16 protein-coding genes and 1 pseudogene are annotated in these 23,447 nt (G+C 40.2%); 11 read left to right on the top strand and 6 right to left on the bottom strand.

What is annotated here, in order from left to right; all coding sequences use genetic code 11:
- Positions 1-110: 110 nt before the first annotated feature.
- The 3 genes from V7L29_RS09410 (at position 111) to V7L29_RS09420 (ending at position 7,069) form a co-directional block, all read left to right on the top strand.
- Positions 111-4,805, top strand: coding sequence for an ATP-binding protein (locus V7L29_RS09410; protein ID WP_334735274.1), 4,695 nt, complete (start codon positions 111-113; stop codon positions 4,803-4,805).
- Between the two features lie 157 nt (positions 4,806-4,962).
- Positions 4,963-5,592 carry a sensor histidine kinase gene (locus tag V7L29_RS09415; RefSeq protein ID WP_334735275.1) on the top strand — a complete coding sequence of 210 codons (630 nt, stop codon included), beginning with the start codon at positions 4,963-4,965 and terminating at the stop codon, positions 5,590-5,592.
- A 34-nt stretch (positions 5,593-5,626) separates the two neighbouring features.
- Positions 5,627-7,069, top strand: a complete 1,443-nt coding sequence (locus tag V7L29_RS09420; protein ID WP_334735276.1) for an ATP-binding protein — start codon at positions 5,627-5,629, stop codon at positions 7,067-7,069.
- A 116-nt stretch (positions 7,070-7,185) separates the two neighbouring features.
- Here V7L29_RS09420 and V7L29_RS09425 read toward each other — a convergent pair whose 3' ends face one another.
- Entirely contained in the window at positions 7,186-7,482 is a 297-nt protein-coding gene (locus V7L29_RS09425) for a DUF3288 family protein (RefSeq protein ID WP_334735277.1), read from the bottom strand.
- Between the two features lie 315 nt (positions 7,483-7,797).
- On the opposite strand from V7L29_RS09425, the gene V7L29_RS09430 reads away from it, so the two are divergent.
- A complete protein-coding gene (locus tag V7L29_RS09430) occupies positions 7,798-10,251 on the top strand; it encodes an ATP-dependent Clp protease ATP-binding subunit (RefSeq protein WP_334689026.1) in 2,454 nt (817 codons plus the stop codon).
- A 331-nt stretch (positions 10,252-10,582) separates the two neighbouring features.
- On the opposite strand, the gene V7L29_RS09435 is transcribed toward V7L29_RS09430, so the two are convergent.
- The 3 genes from V7L29_RS09435 to V7L29_RS09445 all read right to left on the bottom strand — a co-directional run bounded on the left by V7L29_RS09435 (position 10,583) and on the right by V7L29_RS09445 (position 13,938).
- Positions 10,583-11,683: an AI-2E family transporter gene (locus V7L29_RS09435; protein ID WP_334735342.1), complete on the bottom strand. Its 1,101-nt coding sequence runs from the start codon at positions 11,681-11,683 to the stop codon at positions 10,583-10,585.
- Between the two features lie 127 nt (positions 11,684-11,810).
- Complete coding sequence (locus V7L29_RS09440) at positions 11,811-13,244, bottom strand: bifunctional orotidine-5'-phosphate decarboxylase/orotate phosphoribosyltransferase (RefSeq protein WP_334735278.1); 1,434 nt, start codon at positions 13,242-13,244, stop codon at positions 11,811-11,813.
- Positions 13,245-13,338: 94 nt separating this feature from the next.
- Positions 13,339-13,938, bottom strand: a complete 600-nt coding sequence (locus tag V7L29_RS09445) for a cytochrome b/b6 domain-containing protein (RefSeq protein WP_334735279.1) — start codon at positions 13,936-13,938, stop codon at positions 13,339-13,341.
- A 1,351-nt stretch (positions 13,939-15,289) separates the two neighbouring features.
- Here V7L29_RS09445 and V7L29_RS09450 point away from each other — a divergent pair.
- The 7 genes and pseudogenes from V7L29_RS09450 to V7L29_RS09480 all read left to right on the top strand — a co-directional run bounded on the left by V7L29_RS09450 (position 15,290) and on the right by V7L29_RS09480 (position 21,296).
- Positions 15,290-16,336 (top strand): Npun_R2821/Npun_R2822 family protein, encoded by a 1,047-nt coding sequence (locus tag V7L29_RS09450; protein WP_442944163.1) that lies wholly within the window; start codon positions 15,290-15,292, stop codon positions 16,334-16,336.
- An 860-nt stretch (positions 16,337-17,196) separates the two neighbouring features.
- Positions 17,197-17,526: a hypothetical protein gene (locus V7L29_RS09455; protein WP_334689015.1), complete on the top strand. Its 330-nt coding sequence runs from the start codon at positions 17,197-17,199 to the stop codon at positions 17,524-17,526.
- 71 nt (positions 17,527-17,597) lie between these two features.
- A complete protein-coding gene (locus V7L29_RS09460; protein WP_334689014.1) occupies positions 17,598-18,146 on the top strand; it encodes a GIY-YIG nuclease family protein in 549 nt (182 codons plus the stop codon).
- 125 nt (positions 18,147-18,271) lie between these two features.
- Positions 18,272-18,751, top strand: a pseudogene (locus V7L29_RS09465) (YARHG domain-containing protein); the annotation flags it as partial.
- 688 nt (positions 18,752-19,439) lie between these two features.
- Entirely contained in the window at positions 19,440-19,799 is a 360-nt protein-coding gene (locus tag V7L29_RS09470; RefSeq protein ID WP_334689011.1) for a Mo-dependent nitrogenase C-terminal domain-containing protein, read from the top strand.
- A 22-nt stretch (positions 19,800-19,821) separates the two neighbouring features.
- Positions 19,822-20,094, top strand: coding sequence for a cupin domain-containing protein (locus tag V7L29_RS09475; RefSeq protein WP_334689010.1), 273 nt, complete (start codon positions 19,822-19,824; stop codon positions 20,092-20,094).
- Between the two features lie 455 nt (positions 20,095-20,549).
- Complete coding sequence (locus V7L29_RS09480) at positions 20,550-21,296, top strand: creatininase family protein (protein WP_334689009.1); 747 nt, start codon at positions 20,550-20,552, stop codon at positions 21,294-21,296.
- 279 nt (positions 21,297-21,575) lie between these two features.
- On the opposite strand, the gene V7L29_RS09485 is transcribed toward V7L29_RS09480, so the two are convergent.
- Together V7L29_RS09485 and V7L29_RS09490 are read right to left on the bottom strand one after the other, a co-directional pair.
- Entirely contained in the window at positions 21,576-21,803 is a 228-nt protein-coding gene (locus V7L29_RS09485; RefSeq protein ID WP_334689008.1) for a hypothetical protein, read from the bottom strand.
- Between the two features lie 868 nt (positions 21,804-22,671).
- Positions 22,672-23,322, bottom strand: coding sequence for a Uma2 family endonuclease (locus tag V7L29_RS09490; protein WP_334735281.1), 651 nt, complete (start codon positions 23,320-23,322; stop codon positions 22,672-22,674).
- Positions 23,323-23,447 lie beyond the last annotated feature (125 nt).

Here is a 23,447-nt window from a genome sequence, read left to right on the forward strand (position 1 = left end):
TCCAGAATTAGCGCTGCACCTGCTTAAGACTCTACCAAGCTGAATGGGTACACTAACTCTAACAAAGTAACTGGGACAGTATTAACCCACTTTTGAGGAGTACCCAAACTATGCTCACGCTTTCCGGCTATCAAATTATTGACCAAATCGATGAAAGCAGCAACTCTTTGATATATCGAGGCTACAGGGAAGCCGATGACCAACCTGTAATTCTCAAAACCCTGCGAGATGCCTATCCTTCACCAGAACGCATTGCTTGTTACCAGCGTGAATATGACATTATCCACAATCTCCATCTCACAGGAGTTGTCCAAGTTTACGCTTTGGAAATTCACCAACAACGACCAGTCTTAGTATTAGAAAATTTCGGCGGTAGTTCTTTAGCTCAATTGCAGTTAGCTGGAGAAATGGAGTTAGAACAGTTTCTCCAGTTGGGTATTTCTATCGTCGAAAGCCTCAGAGAAATCCATGCCGCTAACATCATCCATAAAGATATTAACCCCTCAAATATTGTCTTTAACCCCAACACCAAACAACTTAAAATTATCGATTTTGGTATTTCTACTGTTCTGTCACGAGAAACCCAATCATTCAAAAATCCTAATATTCTAGAAGGCACTATTACTTACATTTCTCCTGAGCAAACAGGTCGAATGAATCGGGCGATTGACTATCGCAGCGATTTCTATTCTTTAGGAGTGACTTTTTATAAGTTACTAACAGGAAAAGTGCCGTTTGAAGGGGATGATGCTCTAGCGTTGATTCATTCTCATATTGCTAAACAACCAGATCAATTCAAAATTCAAAATTCAAAATTCAAAAATGAACAACCTATTCCCCAAGTCCTCTGTAATATTGTGATGAAACTGATGGCTAAAAATGCCGAAGACCGCTATCAGTCTTCTTCTGGCATTCAGGCAGATTTAGAAGAATGCTTGCATCAACTGCAAATCAATGGCAAAATCGATGTCTTTCCGTTGGGTAGTCAGGATGTATCTGATCGGTTTATAATTCCGCAAAAACTCTATGGGCGGGAACCAAAATTAAAGACACTATTGGCGGCTTTTGATCGCATTACCAACGGCACTACTGAACTGATGTTAGTTGCAGGTTATTCTGGAGTGGGCAAATCAGCTTTAGTAAATGAGATTCATAAACCCATTACAGTCAAACGTGGCAATTTTATTACTGGTAAATATGACCAGTACCAAAAAAATATTCCCTACTACGCCATTTCTCAAGGGTTCAATTACCTGTGTAATCAATTCTTGACTGAAAGCAAATCAGTTTTCAAACAATGGCAAGAAAAAATATTAGCTGCTGTCGGCAATAACGGACAGGTTTTAATTGATGTCATTCCCAATTTAAAATTGGTGATTGGTGAACAACCTCCTGTAGCTCAAGTAGGTGGACAAGAAGCCCAAAACCGTTTTAATTTAGTCTTTCAAAATTTTATTAAGGCTATTTGTCAGGCTGAACATCCCCTAGTTTTCTTCATTGATGATTTGCAATGGGCTGATAGCGCCTCGCTCAAACTGCTCAAGATTATTTTAGGCGATCGCAACATTCAAAATTTACTCATCGTCGGAGCCTATCGAGATAATGAAGTAGATTTCATCCATCCATTGGTAATGACTTTGGACGAGATTGAGAAGGAGGGAGGATCTATATCCAAGATTCATCTAAAAAACCTGACTCTAAAGGATGTAAATGCTTTAATTGCAGAAGCATTGTCCTGTTCAACTATATTTAGTCAGGCATTAACTAATTTGGTTTTTGAGAAAACTCAGGGAAATGCCTTCTTTACCAGTGAATTTTTCAAATCTCTCTATACAGAAACGTTACTCAGCTTTGACTATACACAAAGAAAGTGGTATTGGGATTTAGAGCAGATTCAAGCCAAGGACATTACTCATAATGTTGTGGAGTTAATGACCAGACAAATTGTCAATTTAGCAGAGGATACTCAGAAGATTTTGCAGTTAGCTGCTTGTATGGGCAATAACTTTGATTTGTCCACCTTGGCAGTCATTTCTGAGCAATCAGCCAAGCAGGTCTTAGACCACTTATTACCAGCACTAAAAGAAAGTTTAATTGTCCCTGCAAATAATCAATATTATCTGAGAATTATCAAGGATGAAAAAAAAGTTAGTGAAGCTAGTTGTAAATTCCAGCACGATCACGTCCAACAAGCTGCCTATTCTTTGATTCCAGAAGCACAAAAGAAAGCAACCCACCTGAAAATTGGGCGACTGATGTTGAGCAACACATCAGCAGCACAGCAAGAAGAGAAAATTTTTGAAATTGTTAACCAATTAAATATTGGTGCAGAGTTAATTAACACTCAAAGCGAACAGGATGAATTAGCAAATTTTAATTTATTAGCAGGACGTAAAGCCAAGGCATCTGCTGCTTATGAAGCGGCTTTGGGATATTTTTTAATGGGCATTCAATTACTAGCAGCAGACTCTTGGCAAACAAACTATGACCTCACATTAAAGTTATTTGAGTCAGCAGCAGAAGCAGCACTTCTGTGTAATGACTTCACACAAATGAATAGATGGGTAGAAGAGGTACTGCAACACGCTAAAACTTTGTTAAACAAGGTGAAAGTTTATGAGATCAAAATCATAGCCCTTACACTTGAGGGCAAGTTGCAAGCAGCTACCACAACTGGTTTAGAAGTGCTACAAGCTTTGGGAATTAACTTTCCCTCTCCTCTGAGTCCCTTAGAACTGAGCAAAGCGCTACAGCAAACAGCAGTTCATTTGGCAGGAAGGGAAGTTAAACACCTGATCAACTTGCCTCAAATGCAGTCAGATCAACAACTAGCAGCGATGCAAATTATTTCTAGCATCATGTCACCTGCCTTTCGGGGAGGACATGAGGTAGTCCCATTCTTGATTTTAAAGATGGTGAATTTATCTCTGGAACATGGCAATACGGCACTATCAACAATTGGCTATGTGACGTACGGTTTAATTCTCTGTGGAGCCTTAGCAGAGATTCCATTGGGCTATCAATTTGGTCAACTTGCTTTGAGCCTGTTAGAACTTTACGATGCTCAATATCTCGAATGTCATATCAACTTTGTCTTTAATGTTTGTATCTGCCATTGGCAACAACCAGTCCAGAAAACCATCAAGCCCTTAAAAGAAGCCTATCAAATTGGTAGAAACCGAGGAGATATAGAATTTTCCGGTCTTTGTGCTGTTTATAATATCGCGCATTCCTGGGTGTGTGGAGAAAACTTGGTAGAAGTTGAACGGCAAATTGCTAGCTATCATCATACCTTCCGTCAAGTTCAAAACAAAATGGCTGTTGAATATCTAGCTATTTATTGGCAGTTAACCTTAAATCTGCTAGAGGCAACTGAAAATACTTGTCTTTTAAGTGGGGCAGCTTATCGGGAGGAGCAAATGCTACTCTGGCATCAGCAAGCTAGCGATCGCAACGGTCTGGCACATTTATATTTTTCAAAGCTTGTTCTGTGCTATCTTTTCCAAGATTTCCCGCAAGCCGCAGCTAATGCCCAAGAGTTGGAAAAGTATCTAAATGCAGTAATGGCATCCACAATCGTACCACATTTCAATTTATACGATTCTCTGACAGCCTTAGCTTTATATTCTCAGGCGCTGCCGTCAGCACAAAAAGGCTTATTAGAAAAAGTCACAGTCAATCAAGCCAAAATGCAGAAATGGGCGCAGCACGCGCCGATGAATTTCTTGCACAAATTTTATTTAGTGGAAGCTGAACGGCATCGCGTCTTAGGGCAAAAAGCAGAGGCTATTGAGATGTACGATCGCGCCATCGCCAAAGCCACAGAACATGAATATCTTAACGAACAAGCGATCGCTAATGAACTCGCTGCCAGATTTTATCTCCAATGGGGCAAAGACAGAATTGCCCAAGATTATCTACTCAATGCCTGTTATGCCTACACTCACTGGGGAGCTAAAGCAAAAGTAGTAGATTTAAAAAAACGCTATCCCCAATTTTTCACCCAAGCCCAAAGAAACTCTCAATTTTCAACCTTTCAAACCATCTCTACTAGTAGTACCACTCAATCAACTTCCTTAGACTTAAATAGCGTCCTCAAAGCTTCCCACATTCTGGGGCGAGAAATCAAGCTCGATACTTTACTGACTAGATTAATGACAATCGTCATCGAAAATGCTGGGGCAGAAAAGGGTTATTTACTTCTCAACCAACAGGAAGAATGGCAGATTGCAGCATCAGGAACAATTGACTCAGATGCAGTTAAAGTCAGAGAAGCTATCCCTATCGAAACCTTCAGTAAACCAATATTATCTAATGCTATTATCGATTACGTTGTTCGTACCAAAGATAGTGTTGTATTAAGCGACGCTGCTAATGAAGGTAACTTCACTCGTGATTCTTACATTCATCAACAGCAACCTAAATCTATCTTGAGTTTTCCCCTGCTCAATCAAGGCAAATTGATCGGGATTGTCTATTTGGAAAATAATCTCACAACTGGAGCCTTCACTCCAGAACGGATGGAAGTTGTGAATTTGCTATCTTCCCAAGCCGCTATCTCTATTGAAAATGCTACCCTCTACAACACCTTAGAACAAAAAGTAACCGAACGAACTCAAGAACTGTCTCAAGCTCTAAAAGACCTGAAAGTTACCCAAAAGCAACTGGTGGAATCTGAGAAAATGGCGGCTTTGGGTGGTCTTGTGGCTGGAGTTGCTCATGAAATCAATACACCTGTCGGCACCAGTATCACTGTCGCCTCTACCCCTTTTTCATCACTCTGGTCAAATAAAAATTTTAACTAACTTCTAAACAAGGCACAGAAACTGGGTTTGGAGCTTTATTTTCTAACATTATGGACAAAATCATCTCTTTGGACTGAAAGTCTTGTGTAGTAAGGATTATTGTTTTATTCTATCATGAGAGTGATGAAAGAGCGCTACCCTGGCTGACGAAACCCGTTTGTTTGTTACGGCTGTCGAACAAGGTCAATTAAAGCGTTCAGTCTTAAACAACTATCTAGAGATTGCCAGAGAAAGTACTGACCTGATTCTCAGTAACCTCAATCGTGCCGGAGAACTGGTGCAAAGCTTCAAGCAAGTAGCTGTGGATCAGACTAGTTTGGAACACCGAACATTTTTAGTCAAACAGTATTTGGAAGAAATTGTCACCAGCTTAACTCCCAAACTAAAACAAGCTTCCCATACCCTGACTGTGACCGGAGATGAAACTGTCACCATCAACAGCTATCCTGGGGCTTTAGCACAAATTTTCACCAATTTAGTGATGAATTCTTTAACTCATGCCTATCAACTTCACGAATCAGGGCAGTTACGTATTCAGGTGAGGCAAGAAGGCGAGTGTATTGTGATTCAATATAGCGATGATGGTTGCGGCATTCCACTAGAAAACTTAAACAAAATTTTTGAGCCTTTCTTCACCACTGCTAGGCAACAAGGAGGCAGTGGTTTAGGTCTGCATATTGTCTACAACTTAGTCACTCAAAAGCTACAAGGGACAATTCATGTTCACAGTGAGGTAGAAAAGGGAACCCTATTTAGAGTGACACTACCTCTGTCCATAAACTATTAAATTTTCTTGTTCTTTTTAACAAAGTTGCTTGACAATGCTTAACGATACCCATATGTCTCTTTTACCGACAGATGATGAAGTCTTCGTGTCTGAAGATGAACAAGAGCAGATAAGTGATAAAACTCACTTAACTCTGTTAGAGGTAGAGAGTCAGGGACAAGAGACTTCTGAAGCTTGGAAAATGATGATTGTGGATGATGATGTTGAAGTCCACCAAGCAACCAAGCTGGCTTTGAGAAGTTTTACCTTTGAGGGCAAACCTTTAACTTTTCTCTCGGCTTTTTCGGGAACAGAAGCGAAAAAGCTGATTGTAGTTCACCCAGATACCGCGTTTATTTTATTAGATGTGGTAATGGAAACTAATGATGCTGGGTTAAGGGTGGTTAAGTATATTCGGGAAGAGTTGAAAAATCAGATTGTGCGGGTGATTTTACGCACAGGACAACCAGGAGATGCGCCTGAAGAATCAGTGATTTTGAATTATGACATCAATGATTATAAGCTGAAGCTGGAACTGACTCGCCAAAAGTTAATTACAAGTGCGATCGCTGCTTTAAGGTCATATCGCGATTTAATCACTATAAAACAACAAGCAGCACAGTTAACTCAAGTATTACATAACCTGCAACAGACACAATACAGTCTCCTGGAAAAGGAAAAAATGTCAACACTGGGTAATCTCGTTACAGTTATTGCCCACGAGATTAATAACCCGATTAACTTTATTGCAGGCAATATGAAACCTGCTCAGGAATATATTCACGACTTGTTGGCACTAATCGACCTTTATCGGCAAACCTTTCCTGAGCCGGGAGCAGAAATTGAGGAAGCGATCGCCACAATCGATTTAGAATACCTGCAAGAAGACTTGCCTAAACTCATCTCTTCCCTGAAAGAAGGTAGCGATCGCATCCGAGCAATTAGCGCCAGTCTCCGCACCTTCTCCAGGGGAGATAGCGATCGCAAAGTTCCTTTTAATATTCATGAAGGCATTGAAAGTACATTACTCATCCTGAAGCACCGATTAAAAGCCAATGAGCATCATCTTGAGATTGAAGTAGTCAAAGATTACGGAGACATTCCTCAATTAGAATGCTTTCCTGGGCAACTCAACCAAGTATTTATGAATCTGATTGCCAACGCTATTGATGCTTTGGAAGAATCTAATCAGGAGCGTAGTTTTCAACAAATCAAGGACAATCCCAATCGCATCACAATTGCCACCACCTTGTCTGAAGATCGGCATCACGTCTTGATCCGAATTCAAGACAATGGCGAGGGAATGTCGGAAAATGTCAAGCAAAAACTGTTTGGTTACTTATTTACTACCAAGGCAGTAGGGAAAGGTACAGGTTTGGGATTGTCGATTTCCCGGCGGATTATCGAAGAAAAACATGGTGGGCAACTCACAGTGACATCTGAGTTAGGCAAAGGCACAGAATTAGCCATCATCATTCCAGTAGGGAGTGGGGAGTAAGGAGGAAGCCGGGGAGCAGGGGGACTATAGGGGGAAGAGGGAACAAGGGGGAGAAAAATTACCTCTTTCCCCTCTGCTCCCAGCTAAAAGCCCCCCTGCCTCTTATGCCCCATTCCCTAATTCCAATCCTGTTCCTCTTTCTTGCCGCGACTTTTATAAATTCCCCCTAAATCGTGAATTTTGCGAGTTTTCTCAAAAAGCTCGGCTTCGGTCAAACCCCACTGCTGCAAGACTTTATCTAGGTCTTTTTGGATGTCTCTTGCCCCTGGAAACCCTTGATAACGCATTCGCAGTCTAGCCAATTCTGCTAAGTTATAGTCTGTCGCCTCTTGAGAGAGTAAAATATCAATAAGGGGGCGATCGCGGTTATAAAGAGGATGTTGTTGGTCTTTACCGGCCGTTGCTTCAGTCATCGTCAGTCTTGAGTGTTAAGTGCTAAATCCTGAGTTTTTAGTTTAGCCCAGAGCAGAGGAGCAAAAAAGGCAAAGGTAAATCACCAAACACTGAAAGCTTAATTGTTAAATTAACCACTACTCACTTCCTAGCTACTATACTCATCACTCAGCACTCCTATCAGACGGCAACTACACCTGAGGTCTTACGGCTCTCACCACTGCCACTCAACTTTAAATAAAGTTACATTGTTCTTAAGAAAATACAAAAAACTTTAGATGAGGGTGAATTTTATCTCACCCAAAGTCCAAGCAGCTAGGGAGCAAGAACCCGCTATGTTTGAACACTTCACTTCCGAAGCCATTAGAGTAATTATGCTAGCTCAGGAGGAAGCACGTCGCCTGGGACATAACTTTGTAGGAACTGAACAAATTCTCCTGGGTTTGATGGGAGAAGGAACAGGGGTTGCTGCTAAAGTGCTGGCTGAATTAGGCGTTACCCTCAAAGATGCACGTCGCGAGGTAGAAAAAATTATTGGTAGGGGTTCTGGCTTTGTACCACCAGAAATTCCTTTTACACCCAAGGTAAAAAGCTTGTTTGAGCAATCGTTTAAAGAAGCTCATAGTCTGGGACAGAATTACATTAACACTGAACACTTACTTTTAGGATTGACCGAGGCTGGTGAAGGTGTCGCCGCCAAAGTACTGCAAAATCTAGGGGTTGACTTCAAGAGTGTCCGCAGTGCCATAGTTCGCCGTTTGGGTGAAAATGCACCAGCTTTCGCTGGTAGTGGTAGTCAAAAGCGTACCCAACCGCTAACTATGGAAGAGTTTGGCAGGAATTTGACCAAATTAGCCCAAGAAGGCAAACTCGACCCGGTAGTCGGTCGTCAGAAGGAAATTGAGCGTGCGATCCAAATTCTTGGTCGCCGCACTAAGAACAACCCAGTGTTGATTGGAGAACCAGGAGTTGGTAAAACTGCGATCGCCGAAGGTCTAGCTCAACGGATTGTCAACCAGGATGTTCCTGAAAGTTTGCAAGACAAGCAAGTTGTCAGCCTCGATATGGGGTCATTGGTAGCTGGAACTCGCTTCCGTGGTGATTTTGAAGAACGCATCAAAAAAGTCGTGGAAGAAGTCCGCACTGTGGGCAATATAATTTTGGTGATTGACGAAATTCACACCTTGGTTGGCGCTGGTGGTACAGAAGGTGGCTTGGATGCAGCCAACATCCTCAAACCTGCCTTAGCACGAGGTGAACTCCAGTGCATCGGCGCAACTACCCTCGATGAGTATCGTAAGCATATCGAGCGCGATGCCGCCCTAGAGCGTCGTTTCCAACCGATTATGGTCGGGGAACCCTCAGTAGAGGAAACCGTACAAATTCTCTACGGCTTGCGCGGCGCTTATGAACAGCACCACAAAGTCACAATTTCTGATGCGGCACTTGTAGCAGCAGCACAACTATCAGACCGCTATATTAGCGATCGCTTCTTGCCAGACAAGGCAATAGACTTGATTGATGAAGCTGGTTCTCGCGTTCGTCTGCGGAACTCTCAAAATTCTCCGAACAAAGAACTCAAGCGTGAACTCGCTGGCGTTACCAAAGCTAAAGAAGCAGCAGTCAGAGTCCAAGATTTTGACAAAGCTGGAAGCCTGCGTGACCAAGAGTTAGAACTCGCAGAACAACTGCAAGCAACGTTTACACAAAACGATCAACCTGTTAACTCCACTGTCGTTGACGAAGAAGACATTGCCCAAATCGTTGCCTCTTGGACTGGTGTACCAGTCAACAAGCTAACTGAATCTGAGTCAGAGTTGCTCCTGCACCTAGAAGAGACTCTGCATCAGCGGCTTATCGGTCAAGAGCAAGCAGTCTCGGCTGTATCTCGCGGTATCCGTCGCGCCCGCGTCGGATTAAAAAATCCCAATCGTCCCATTGCTAGCTTTATCTTCTCTGGGCCCACTGGAGTCGGTAAAACAGAATTGGCGAAGGCATTAGCTGCCTACTTCTTCGGTTCGGAAGACTCGATGATTCGCCTAGATATGTCTGAATACATGGAAAGCCACACCGTCGCCAAGCTAATTGGTTCGCCTCCAGGTTATGTGGGATACGATGAAGGCGGACAACTGACTGAAGCCGTGCGGCGGAAACCTTACTCAGTGTTGCTATTCGACGAAATCGAAAAAGCTCACCCCGATGTATTCAATATGCTGCTGCAACTCTTGGATGACGGTCAACTTACCGATTCCAAAGGTCGGAAAGTGGACTTCAAGAACACGCTGATCATTTTGACTTCCAACATCGGTTCCAAGGTGATTGAAAAAGGTGGTAGTGGTTTAGGCTTTGACTTCGACACTCAAGCCGACGCTAGTTATAACCGCATCCGTACCCTGGTAAATGAGGAATTGAAAGCTTACTTCCGTCCTGAGTTCCTCAACCGTCTCGATGAGATTATCGTTTTCACCCAGCTTTCCAAGGATGAAGTTAAGCAAATCGCAGAAATTATGCTTCGCGATGTTGCTAGCCGCTTGACGGAAAAGGGAATTATCCTAGAAGTTAGCGATCGCTTCAAAGAGCGTGTGGTCCAAGAAGGCTACAACCCCAGCTATGGTGCTAGACCATTACGTCGGGCAATTATGCGCCTTCTAGAAGATTCTCTGGCTGAAGCAATGCTATCTGGTGAAATTACAGATGGAGACACAGCGATTATCGATGTTGATGATGACTCTCAGGTAAGAGTACAAAAATCAGAAAAACGAGAATTACTCTTGGCAAATGTTGGCTAATAATTATACCTGCTCACTTTTTGCTGTAATATTTGAGAAACACTCCAGCCTTTAGTCTAAGTAGAGGCGCAAGCAGGGGCATCTGCGACAAACATAAAGTGAAATGGTATTATTCTTTCACCTCCGGTAGAAATACTGGGGGTTTTTTTATGCAATTTTCTTTTGGATGCAATAGCACACCCTACGAACGCTTTGTATTCCACGTAAGGGACTTGCAAATAAAAAAATAATCAATTGCTTTGGCGAGCGAGCAGGGGGAGAAAAAATCTGATAGTCGTATTGGATGCACGAATTGAGTAATTTAATTTTTGGAGTTTCCTAAATCAACAAATCATTGCGATATTGATTCCTTTGACAACAATTCTGATGCTACTTCACTCTTAACTACATTCTCAGAATCACCAGATTTAGAAAAACCATCTGCTACATCTTTGATAAAACCAGCCACAGGTACTGCGACTAGTAAACCTAAGACTCCACCAACATTAGTTCCTACAAGCAAAGCAATTAACACCCATATTGGTCCAATACCAGTAAATTTACCTAAAAGACGCGGTGCGATCGCCTGATCAATTAATTGATCAATCACAACAGCTACCGCAGCAACCTTTGCTGCTAACCAAAAATCATGTGTGGCTATTATTAAAGTTATTACAACAAGACTGACGACATCACCAAAAGGAATTAAGCTCAAAAGCCCAACTGTCAAACCAAAGAGTAAAGCAAACTGGACTTGAAAAGCTAAAAACAATAATGTTACTGAAACTCCCATCAGCAAAGCTAAAGTTCCCTGACCAATCAAGTAATTTTGGAAGTTTTGCTGAATAGATTGACTGACCTTCTGAGCAAAACTTCCAGGTAACTTTTTAAATATTACCTGCCAAATTCTTGGACCATCTAACAATAGATAAAATGTCAGTACTACCGTAATTAATGCCTCAGAAATACTATCAATTGTATCTATGATAATACTTAAAAGTTTATCTGAAATAAATTCTAGTTCAGTTGGTAGTTGATCCGTTATTCGTGTTACTAACTGGCTGAAATTCACATTCAATTTATGTCTAAAAAACCAATCATTTACAATCTGAAGTTTTTCTTCACTAGAATCAATCCATCGGGGAAGGACTTTAACCATTTCATTAAATTGCTCTAAAATAATGGGCGCTAAGGTGATACCCAGAGCAATGAAAATTACTGATGCTAATATAAAAACTAATGCTACTGCATAGCTGCGTTTAACTCCCCGCTCTTGGAGAATCGAAACAGGATAGTTTAAAACGAATGCAAGCAAAGTCGCCAAGACAAGAATTGTTACAACAGGTTGAAAATTTTTAACAAGCAAAAATGCTAGCCAACCATTCAGAAAGACTAGAGGAAATAGCAGCGTAAAAATTAACCATCTAAGTAGTTGATTCAGTGAAAAATTCATAATCAATTTAAAAATCAAAATTATGCTAGCTACTAGATTGAACCTGGAAATTAAATATGCTTAATGGGAAGTAGATAAGAAAAATCTTTCCCCATTCCCTACTCCTTACTTACGATTATTTCAATTACTAAGTTTCAGCAAAAGCTAAAAATTGCTCCTCACTTATTCGGCCTGCTTGATATAGAGTATTAGTGATTTCAGAAATAGTTAAAACTGCATGACCTCGATAACCATTTTGCTGTAACCTGTCTTTCACTCCTTGTTCATGGTCGATAAATACCACAATATCATTAACATTTAATCCTGCTGATTCCAACTTTTCTGCCCCTTCTATAACACTTTTGCCGCTGATGAGAATATCGTCAACTACCACAACTGTTTCACCAGGATGAAAATTCCCTTCAATTACTCTGCGAGTTCCGTGTGCCTTCACCTCTTTACGGGGAAAAATCATCGGACAATTAAGACGCAAAGATAAACCAGTAGCAGTAGGTAATGAACCATAGGGAATACCTGCTAACCTATCAAAATTCAGGTTCTTCAAAATATCTTCATAGGCAGTGATAACTTGATTAAAAACTTGGGGATTGGAAATAATTTTGCGTAAGTCGATGTAATAAGGAAATATCGCTCCTGATGCTTGAACAAAGCTGCCAAACATAATACAGTCAATGTCATAAAGTTGTAAAATCAAATCCTGTTGGGGGTGCTGATTTAGCAAACAAACATCAGGAAACCACACAGAACATGTGGAATTTTCGTGAATAATTTCAGCTTTGATTTGATTAATTTCTGCGCGTAGAGACTGGATTTCCTTAGATAGTTGTGTATTTCCCAACATATCTTGAGGAACAGGAATCAGCAAACCATCACCGTTAGCATTTAAACCTGCTTCTAAAATTTGCTTCAGGTTTGGGCCTTCTGCCCAGATGCTACGCGCCATAATAATTCGTTCAGGAGCAATTGAGCGAATAAGTGCTAAAACTTCAGGATCTGTAGTTCCTACTTCCAAACCTAATTGTTCTGGAGTCCCCCAGGTTTTTGATTCTTTTACCACCTGTAAATAAAGAGGTGATTCGTTTGTAGGGTATTGCTGTAAAGCTTCTGCACTTGGATTAGAAGTACAGCATAAAATAAACACCGCTTGATCAGGATATACCAAAAAAGGTGCTACATGATCTTGTCCTGTATAGGGACTGAGAGTGATTGCATCCACCTGCCATTCTGTAAACACAGTCCGGGCAAAGATGGTACTAGTATTTAGGTCACTGTGTTTGACATCTAAAATAACTGGGATGTGGGCTGGAATAGCTGCTAAAGTTTTGTTGAGCAGTTTTAAACCTGGAATACCTAGCGCTTCATAAAAGCCAAATGTCGGTTTATAGGCACAGACGAAATCAGAAGTTTCAGCAATAATGAATTGTAACCACTTCTCCAAACCAGCGATGAGTTCTTCAGATTCATAACGTACAGGCATCATCTCTGGATTTGGATCAAGTCCTACAAACAGTAAGCTTTGATTTTGCAAGATATTACGATTCAATTTATCAAAAAAGTTCATAATTTTCGTTTTAAAAAAAGAGTCATTAGTTATTGGTCATTGGTCATTGCGTCTTTGCATCCCCCCTCTCTCCATCTCTGTGACCATAGTTCGTTTACCAAAACATCGATTCTATTAGTTGAGTACCTCCAGCTTTACGTCCTAATCGAGAGTGAATCACTACAAATAAGATAACCATCGGTACTGAGGCAAAGTGAACAATTCGCAATGCTTGCCAACTGCCAAATAGATCGACAATCCAGGGAAATTGAGCAGGTTTATACATTCCTATTCCTGTAAATAACGCCAGCAGCAAAATAGGAATAATTGCTGTATAGACAATACGATGCCAAGCATAAATTAGGCGCTGGGAATTTTGAGTTTTTTGTAATGCTTTGAAGTCATTGGCACCTACAAATCGATGTCGCCAGCGCCGGGTAATTAAAACATAAATTCCATACCACAAAAGATTCAGCGAGAATAGCCACATTGCCGCAAAATGCCAGTGTCTACCTCCTGCCAGCCAACCTCCTAAGGTAAATATCGGAGGAATGTGCAGACCTGAACGTCCACCAAAAACAGGGTTGGCGTTATAAATTTGTAGTCCACTAGTGAGCATGATAAACAGACTAATGATGTTACAGGAGTGGAAAATTTTGGCTCCTTTTGCTTGGGTGGGTGGCTTTCGAGTTTGGGAGGGAACGGTTGAAGTCATAATTTTGACTGATAAAATTGCTGTTTATCTGTCTTGGGTGAATGGCCCAGCAAGTTTGGGGGTGGGCATTACTCACCTTTATTTTCCCATCCTATGATTCAGTATTCTGACATTGATGGTCTACCATCTGCTGTTTTAAGTGTCAGTTGAGATATGGCTAGGGTTGTTCTAAGCGAAATTTTAAAAATTGGGCGATGTCCACAACGGGCTGCGAGGCTTGAACGCGAATAGCGTGTCGCAGACAAGACTCGCTCTAAGCGTTGGTGCAGCTTAAGAAGAGAAGCTATGCCGTTCGCGCAGCGTCTTTGTTAGAAGAAGGCTTTATGCTTCTCTACCAGACGCTACGCGTAGCTTGCTTTTGAGTAGGGGTACGCTATCGGTGAGGCTGCTAAGATGCGTACCCTGTTTTAGTGCCCATAATCAAAGATATTCTATCCAGTGTATTAGAATGGGTACATTTGGAGGTTTGGGAAGTTCTAAATTATTAAGGCAATACTCCTTTACCGATTGCTGATGCTCGAATCCTAATTTCTGCCATACCCGTATCGCACGCTTGTTGAATGCCGTGATTGTCACCCGAAAAGCTTTTGGCTTAAATAAACTGTCTGCATCCAATACGCATTGGTATACTCAGCACCCTTTCCTCGTCCGATCAAGTCAGGGTGAATCCTTATGTCATAACAATTCAAAATTCAAAATTATCAATTCAAAATTGCAAGACGCTACGCACAGTCGCTAACGCTGCGCTATCAGTGGGGGCTTGAACCCACCACTTTCTTGTTGACCACTGAACTTCGTTCAGTGGGGGCTTGCACCCAGAATTAATCAATTATTGCATTAGTTTTCTTCTTAATACGTGCATTTTGAATTTTGAATTTTGAATTCAAAAAATGGTCAATATCCAACGCCTGATCACGGTAATCACCACCAGTAAGCTGTCCATCTTGTCCAAAAGAACAGAGTGTACGCATCCTTGACAGGTTAAGGTCATAAACAATTTATCAATAAGTAATAGTGCTTAAAATTTTGTCGAAAACGGGGGTGAAAAACACAATTTTTGGGCTAGTGATGCCTACGGCAGGCTACGCCTGCGCGTCATCAAAAAAGTGAGACTCATTTTTACCTTTAATACTACACTTACGCACCGCATTAATTAACAGCGTTATTACTATTGACAAAAATGATTTTATCTTAACCTGTCACAAATGGAGTGTACGGAATTTTTTCAAAAATAAAACCGGAGTCTTATATCTCATATTTAAGTGTTCACAACACTCGTAATTTGGGAACAATAGCAAATAGAGAAACTCTCACATTGTCACTACTGAAAAAATAAAAATAAAAAGGATTTATGAAAATGGAACCTTTCGGTATTTATACCCTGGCTAATGATGTCGTTTACGATCAGCTAGTTGCTTTACTCAATAGCATTGAGGTGAATGTTGGCGCGGATATTCCTATTTGTATTATTCCCTATGATGAAAAGTTACAACTTGTGAAGCAGGAAGTTAATTCTAGGCAAAATGTTTGCTTATTTGAAAACAAAACATCAATGCAGCGTTGGGAAGAATTTTATAATCAAGTTTGGAATGCACACCCTAAGGCACATCAGAAAATTCAAGGGCATTCTAAATGGTATAAAAAAAGCAATTTATTTAGAAAGATGTCTGCTTTTGATGGCAATTTTGATAGATTTGTGTTTTATGATGCCGACAGTTTAGCCATGAGTTCCTTGGATAGAGTTTTAGAGAAGTTAGACGATTATGACTTTGTGTTTGACGATTGGGAGCATCGCAAACCAACTCCTGTAGCAGCATTAAATTTTTCTTTAATTGAACAGAAAATTTCTTTGTCAGAATCTGAGATTCGCTCTCAGTTACATTGCTCTAGTTTCTTCGGTTCAAAAAGTGGTATTTTTAGGGATAATCAATTAGAAACGCTCAGAGAGCTTTTGGTAGATAAGCAAGAGTATACCTGGATCAACAATCATTCATGGTGGTGTGATGCAGACTTATTTAGCTATATGACTTTGCGATGTAATCACCCATTATTTAACTTTACCCTTAGCCCCAATGGACAGGACAGGACTGGCAACTGTGCTGATGTTGATCCATTCGTTAATATTAATAATGTTCTTTACAATCAAGATGGATTAAAAAATATCCATCGCCTTCACTACATGAATTATCCTTCAATTGATTTTACTCGAGTTTCTCAAGGTGAGGATGTTAACATTCGGTATAAAAATGAATTTTTATATTATCGGTTCTTGAAAAATCCAGAGCAAAAACCAAAAAATATCAAAGCGCCAAGTATGATGGCTAAAACTAATAGATTTATTAAAAAGGCTGTAAACAAAATCAAAACAAATATGGGAGCATCTCACTTTTTGAGGTAACTCAACATGTCCTTGAAAGGCTTGCTTTTGTTCTGGGGTCATCGGTAGGTAAGTAGGTCGGCGTAAATAATTATTATTGGGATAAGGCAGGGGGCAGGGGGAGAAAAAGAGTTTTAACCATATTTACTTTTCTTTACACAGTTTGGTTTTATTGCACCAACTTACTTAAACCAATTCTGTATGAAGATGCATCATATATGAAAATAGATTTGAGACTTTTTCTTTTTCTGGGTGTTTTTTGTCTAAACCCTCTTAATGCATCGACTTACTCGCTTCTGGTAGTGCGTTCCATGCGATCGCCAATAGATTTACACTCTAAAGTAGAGCGATGTCTCCGACGGGCTACGCTTACGCCTTTACAACTCGATCATTCAACCTCAGAACATGAAACTTAAAGTTCTGAACAGGAAAAAAACTGAATTTGGGGCTGCAATTTCTTCAAGCCAAATATCTAAATGCCCAAATATAAGTTTGGAGTATGGATGAACACCGTCTAGGTCTGTATCCCATATGCCTTTTATTTTACTCCATACTGAAGAAATGATTTTCCTTGTACCTAGTTATGGATTTGATATTAATATTTTTAAGTATAATATCTAAAGTTTGTCAGCACAGCGTTAAGGAGAAATCACCTATTCCTAAAAATCTACTCAACTTCACGATTCTTAATCATGCCAGCTTCCTTCTATAGGTGACAGAAGTCCCACAATCCAATAGGCTGATCTTAAAGCAGTGATTTTTCACAAAGCTCATCTGCTTAAAAAGATTGGCTTTATTGGCTAGCATTTTTTGATGACCATGTGCAATATGTTGCCTATCCTCTATCATCACTTATTCGTTAATAACTACCTACACAGAAAATGCCCCTTAAAATCATCCACAACTTTGATGGCAGTTTCACTCTTGAAGTACAAGCTCAAGAAACTCTATTCAATTTATTGACAAGCCTTGCTTTCTTAAACCAAATTTGTCAACAGTTGCGGTGTGAGGAAGTTAAATTTACAGAATTACTTTTTCAACCAGTTCCTTATAGCTTAACTACCACTAAAGGAATGCCAGCAGAATTTGAAAAGTATCATGAATCTGATGAATATGCCATCATCAACGTCCCACCAAATTTCATGTTTAGTGCTAAGATTTTTAAACCCAGTCGCCTTTGTGCAATTTATCAAAAATTTGGTAAGGAGTAATTCTAAGATAAATTTTCCCTAATTAGCAATTCTCAATTATGAAGGCAAATAGTAAGTTTGATATTTGATATATGGCTCTGGAAACGAATCTTTCTTCTTTGGCAACCCTGGAATATATTCCTTACATTGACGATCGCGGTCAATTACCTGAACAATTTCAGGGTAAAATCGGGGTATATGCTATTTTTGACCAAGAAAAAGTACTCCAATTTGTAGGATACTCCCGTGATGTTTATCTCAGCCTCAAGCAGCATTTAGTCCGTCAGCCACAGCAATGCTATTGGGTCAAAGTTCAAACTATTGAACGCCCTAGTCGCACAATTTTAGAAAATATTGAGAATGCTTGGATTGCTGAAAATGGCAGTGTGCCTTGGGGAAATGGGGATAACAAAGAAAAATGGACTAATCCCATTGATGTCAAAGTGGTAATGACACCTGAAGAACAGGCAAAATATCAAAATCCAGCTAATGATGAATTAGCACAAATAAAAATCATTAAAAATGTGGCACGGAGAGTAGAAGCAGAAATTTCAACGCAATTGCTAGAAGGGCGTGGTTTACAAATGCAAATTCGCTTCAATCCTAAATTGAAAGAAGAAGGTTTACTAGATTTGAAATGAAGGTAGTTATAGCAATATTTTAAGTACTATTGCTTATTGACAAATAGGATTTGATCTTAACCTTTCACGAATGGCTCATCAGTGGGTGAGTTCATCTGGTCAAGAGCTTGCCCAATGTTCTAGTAAATAATATCCTTATCGGCAGTTTGATTGCAGGCGGGTTAATTGGTGCATCTGTGATTATTAGCCAAGTGTTAACAAAATCTTCTCAACATACAACAGACAAAACGGTGTTACCTTCACAAACACCGTCAACCGTCACAAGCCCGGTGATACAAACTCCTAAATTGACACCAAATAGCTCATCTGTTCCTACTAAATTTACACCTTTCTCAACTACATCAATATCGCCAGTTGATACCACGCCTTTCAACAATTATTTCTGGCTTTCGCAAAGACTTGTAACTGATGCAGATTTGGATGATAAAGACGGTTTTGAACTAGATATTATGCGAAATTCGATTTTTGCCAGTCATGGTCGCCGTTTTGATACTCCTGAATTACAAGATCACTTTAATAACCAACCTTGGTATCGTACTATATATTCAGCAAAAGCATTTTCACCTAAATTGCTGTCAAAATTAGAGCAACAAAATGTAGAGTAGATCAGCAAATATCAAGATCGTTACGTCTTGAGATATTTTAAGAAATAAATTTTTCATAATTATACCATTTCACAAAATACGTGATATGTATCAGTAGGGGCATATTGCTGTACGCCCTTAGATCCGATGCATTTTTTGCAAATATTCTTCTAAATGCTGTAAGTCCTAAGTATATTAGCTTGAACTTATTAAACGGTTTCTTGCTACTTATTAAATAATATCTAGGTTAGATAGTGTAACATATAAGACAGATGACTAGATATTTAATAGCCTAAAATCGCTAGGTATTTAGAGGCTAATCTTAGTGAAAACTATATGGAATTAGAGATAAACTGTATTTTTCTACCCCAAAGTCTATCTCTAGATACTAGGCAGTTTCAGAACCAGGCATTTCTATTTAATATATAAAATTGCTATATCCAAGATTAGCAATCCATAAGTTAAAAAAATGCCATATTTATATTTTCTTTGTTATTTTGTATTTAACGGGACAGTTCTTCCTGATTTGGTGGGTTTAAATAACAATTAGTTAAACGATTTCCCCCCAAAGATGCATGTAAATTCTTTGTATTGTGCTTATTATCCTTCCTACTTTACAAGCACAATGCAAATTGACCATACAGATTGCATGGTAATATTCCCAATCGGCAAATAATTCATCTACTCCAGGAAAATCTTGTCTACAACTATGCTTAAAACAAAAAATCGACGTATTTTTCTGCCTGCTTTTATTAACCCTTTAGAAGAAAAGGATCAAACAGTCCGTAAAAAACAATTTGCTCTACCTAAATTAGATTTACTGCAACCATTACGTCAATGGCTTGATAAAATTGAGATTCAGAATCGGAAGTTAGCTAAATTCATTGCTAAACTGATTCCCGCTCAGTGTCCATTCGAGCGAGATATCATGCTTTTTGGTCGCACAATAGGTCACATTCCGCCAATGTGCAAACTCAATCCGCTTTATAACGAACTTGTCTACTTGCGTTTTCGCGCTTTGTGTTATCTAGTAGATCAGTGTGGAGAGGATATTCAATCCTACTGCTGAAGATAACTAGGGTAAACACAACATGGAAATTAAAATTGAGCATCAACCAAGACTTGAACGTCTCAATGAATTGGGTGTCTCTAAATGGGAAATTTGGAAAAAGGAAATATCAAAATTCCCTTGGACTTATGATTCTCAAGAAACTTGCTACTTTTTGGAAGGTTATGTAGTTGTTACTCCTGATGGTGGACAGCCAGTGCAAATGGGTAAAGGCGATTTAGTAATTTTTCCCGCTGGAATGTCTTGCATATGGGAAATTACAAGTAACGTAAAAAAGCATTATTACTTTGATTAATCAAGATTAGAGATTGATCCCCTTTATTTTCTTGATGATCCAGAAAACTAACATTTCATAACTCAATGGTAAATCATTTCTGATAAACAAGATCCCCGACTTCTCAAAGAAGTCGGGGATTTGTGGCTTGCAATTCTTAGAGGATATTTTAAAAGTCCTCTTGTCGGTAGCAAAACGTTTTAGATCCTCCTGAATCCATACCACGCGCTAAAGAGCGGGAACAGGAGGTTTCCCCCTTTCCTTGACTGGCGTCGGCTAGGGGAGATTAATAAATGCCTAAAATCACAGTAAACTACTTTTAAAATAACCTCTCACAAATCAAAATCGTAGCGATCGCCGCCACAGGAAAGTGAGGGAGTTCATAATCGTGTTAGTGAGAGTTTAGTTACAGAAGATGCTGTTTAGCAGAAAAAAGTTTCGTCCCACCGCAATTTTATTGAGGAAAATCATTAAAAATGTTACTACATTTAAGTACTTGGCAAGAAGTCGAAGCTTATTTACAGCAATCAAAGGGGATTATTTTCCCTATTGGTTCCACAGAACAACACGGGCCAACGGGGTTGATTGGTACTGATGCCATTTGTGCAGAAGCGATCGCAGCTGGTGTAGGCGATGCAACTGGCGCGATCGTTGGCCCTACAATCAATGTGGGGATGGCACTGCACCATACTTCCTTTCCTGGCACAATCAGTCTGCGCCCCAGCACTTTAATTCAAGTAGTACGAGATTATGTAACTTGTTTAGCCAAAGCTGGTTTTAGCAAGTTCTACTTTATCAACGGACATGGTGGTAACATCGCCACCCTGAAAGCGGCTTTTTCCGAAACTTACGCCCATTTAGAAGATTTGCAGATTAACAATGCTCAACAGGTGCAATGTCAAGTGGGAAACTGGTTTATGTGCGGTTCTGTATATAAGCTAGCTAAAGAATTATATGGGGATCAAGAAGGTTCTCATGCAACGCCAAGTGAAGTAGCCCTTACCCAATACGTTTATCCAGAGGCGATTAAGCAAGCGCCCCTTTCACCAGAAGTTGCAAGCGGACACAGGATTTATAGCGCAGCTGACTTTCGAGTGCGTTATCCAGATGGACGCATGGGATCAAATCCGGCTTTAGCAACGCCTGAACACGGTAAACAATTTTATGATTTGGCGGTGAAAGAACTTAGCAATGGGTATTTGGAATTTGTGAACGCTGAATAAAACTCATGGAAAGACATTGTAGAGATGCGAGTCAAATTGCGTCTCTGCATAAAATAGCAATCCGGAATCAAATGTGCACAAACATGATCCCCGACTTTTCAAAAAAGTCGGGGATCAGCAATTTGCAATTATGACAAGCGTAACGCACCAAACACTTTGGGAGGTGCGTTACACTTTGCTAACGCAACGCCAGTTGCTACAACGGAGGGAACCTCCGCAACGCACTGGCTCCCCTACGTGTATTTCAAAAATCAAATATGAGTCCTATAGGATAATATATTAACCTCTTACACGTACACGCACAGTATGAGCCGGAACCCAGTGCCGACGACCGTGTATTGTTTCCCAATGCCCCCTAACATAAACTGTTTTCCAATAGGATCTAGCAACAACAATGGGTCTATGAGCCGCAGGTCTGACAATAATCTCTGCTGCCGATGCCTGTGATGATAATGAGGCAATTGCAAGTGGTAGAGCAAGTAGTGTGCCAACGAAGATACGTTTCATGATCAATTCTCTTACTTGTTTATGTTTGGTTTATTAGTAACAACTTTCCTAAATAATTTGTGATCGTTTACCCCTATATCCTCTGTGCTTCACAACCTTACCGTTCATAGTAAGGTCTTATGCATCAGTGGTTTTCCTTCGTGATTAAGGAAAGTTTTCATAAGAATATAAGAGGCATTGATTGTTTTACAACTAGATAGAATTGCTGTATAGTCTCAAGTTTAAAACGTTAAATAAAACATCATTAGGGGAAAAAGTCATCATCTCAATATGACTAAAGTCATAGTTTTGTGCCTTGATTCCTTCTCTCATTTAAAGATTCACGTATGCCTTTAGTGCCTTGATCTGCGATCGCTTACCATGATCAAAACTAACTGGTGCCATCTCCAGCCTCATGTGCCCCTTATAGTAGTAACTCTTTGCTTTCTCGTTGAGCAAGTTAGCGATCGCTTGCTCATACTCCTGCTAAGAAGCACAAATGCATGTATCTGTCGGTAACTGGGTCTGAGTTTCACTCATTGTCTAACCCTTCTGCCCTAAGCTATATTTCTTGTAACTCAAATTCTAAACTTCTAGCTCAACTCTTTAACCTTTGAAGCCAAATGTTCAAGTTCTGAAGGGGATGTTTGACCTTCTGAAGTCCAAATTTCGTGTTCAAAGGCTCAAACTTGCTGTGATGAGGGTGAAGCTTGGAGTTCAGAAGGGGAAGTTTCAGGCTTTTTGCTCGGATGTTGAAGTTCTGAGGTTGAAACTTCGGTTTCTGAGGTGCAACTTTCGAGTTCTGAGCTTGAAACTTGATGGTTTGAGGTTGGATGATGGAGATTGGAAGGCGATGATACTTTAAACTTTCATGAAACTCCTACATCATTCAAGCATCCTTTTGCTGAAACTGGCTCAGTAACCAAGTTCCAACTTCAGATTGACTCATTTGACGACTTCGGCGTAAAGCTTCTTCTAAAATAGTGATCGCCAACCCAGGCAATACTTGTGATTCTTGAATACGTTTACTACCCTGGTCTGCGATCACATAGGCGATGATTTGGACATTTTGGACATCCACTACCCAGTATTCAGCAATACCCAACTCTTCATAGAGCGATCGCTTTGTACCCAAGTCATCCAGCAAAGATGTTTTCGCAATCTCAATCACCAAATCCGGTGCTGGATACCGTTCAAGGTTGACAATCCCTGTACCTGCTGGAATAGTTTGGGCACGTTCTCTGAGGTAATATGCTACATCGGGCTGACAGTCTTGAACACCAGTTTTACGAAAGGTGGTTGTGTCTAAACCTGTGGCTAGTATTCCTTTAAGTGCCGCAAATAGAGTTACCGCAAAAATAATTACCACATGGTCTTTACCATGATCAAAACTAACTGGTGCCATCTCCAGCCTCATGTGCCCCTTATAGTAGTAACTCTTTGCCTTCTCGTTGAGCAAGTTAGCGATCGCTTGCTCATACTCTTGCCAAGAAGCACAAATCCATATATCTGTCGGTAACTGGGTCTGAGTTTCACTCATTGCCTAACCCTTCTGCCAGTAATCTATATCTCTTGTAACTCAAATTCTAAACTTATAGCTCAACTGCTTAACTTCTGAAGTGCAACCTTCGAGTTCTGAGGTTGGATGATGGGGGTTGGAAGGCG

The organism is Nostoc sp., from assembly GCF_036916575.1.
In the GTDB taxonomy this organism is placed as follows: Bacteria; Cyanobacteriota; Cyanobacteriia; order Cyanobacteriales; family Nostocaceae; genus Nostoc.

Coding starts and splice junctions, on each gene's coding strand:
- V7L29_RS09410 (WP_334735274.1), top strand. CDS start 111: ATGCTCACGCTTTCCGGCTATCAAATTATTGACCAAATCGATGAAAGC.
- V7L29_RS09420 (WP_334735276.1), top strand. CDS start 5,627: ATGCTTAACGATACCCATATGTCTCTTTTACCGACAGATGATGAAGTC.
- V7L29_RS09425 (WP_334735277.1), bottom strand. CDS start 7,482: ATGACTGAAGCAACGGCCGGTAAAGACCAACAACATCCTCTTTATAAC.
- V7L29_RS09430 (WP_334689026.1), top strand. CDS start 7,798: ATGTTTGAACACTTCACTTCCGAAGCCATTAGAGTAATTATGCTAGCT.
- V7L29_RS09435 (WP_334735342.1), bottom strand. CDS start 11,683: ATGAATTTTTCACTGAATCAACTACTTAGATGGTTAATTTTTACGCTG.
- V7L29_RS09440 (WP_334735278.1), bottom strand. CDS start 13,244: ATGAACTTTTTTGATAAATTGAATCGTAATATCTTGCAAAATCAAAGC.
- V7L29_RS09445 (WP_334735279.1), bottom strand. CDS start 13,938: ATGACTTCAACCGTTCCCTCCCAAACTCGAAAGCCACCCACCCAAGCA.
- V7L29_RS09450 (WP_442944163.1), top strand. CDS start 15,290: ATGAAAATGGAACCTTTCGGTATTTATACCCTGGCTAATGATGTCGTT.
- V7L29_RS09455 (WP_334689015.1), top strand. CDS start 17,197: ATGCCCCTTAAAATCATCCACAACTTTGATGGCAGTTTCACTCTTGAA.
- V7L29_RS09460 (WP_334689014.1), top strand. CDS start 17,598: ATGGCTCTGGAAACGAATCTTTCTTCTTTGGCAACCCTGGAATATATT.
- V7L29_RS09470 (WP_334689011.1), top strand. CDS start 19,440: ATGCTTAAAACAAAAAATCGACGTATTTTTCTGCCTGCTTTTATTAAC.
- V7L29_RS09475 (WP_334689010.1), top strand. CDS start 19,822: ATGGAAATTAAAATTGAGCATCAACCAAGACTTGAACGTCTCAATGAA.
- V7L29_RS09480 (WP_334689009.1), top strand. CDS start 20,550: ATGTTACTACATTTAAGTACTTGGCAAGAAGTCGAAGCTTATTTACAG.
- V7L29_RS09485 (WP_334689008.1), bottom strand. CDS start 21,803: ATGAAACGTATCTTCGTTGGCACACTACTTGCTCTACCACTTGCAATT.
- V7L29_RS09490 (WP_334735281.1), bottom strand. CDS start 23,322: ATGAGTGAAACTCAGACCCAGTTACCGACAGATATATGGATTTGTGCT.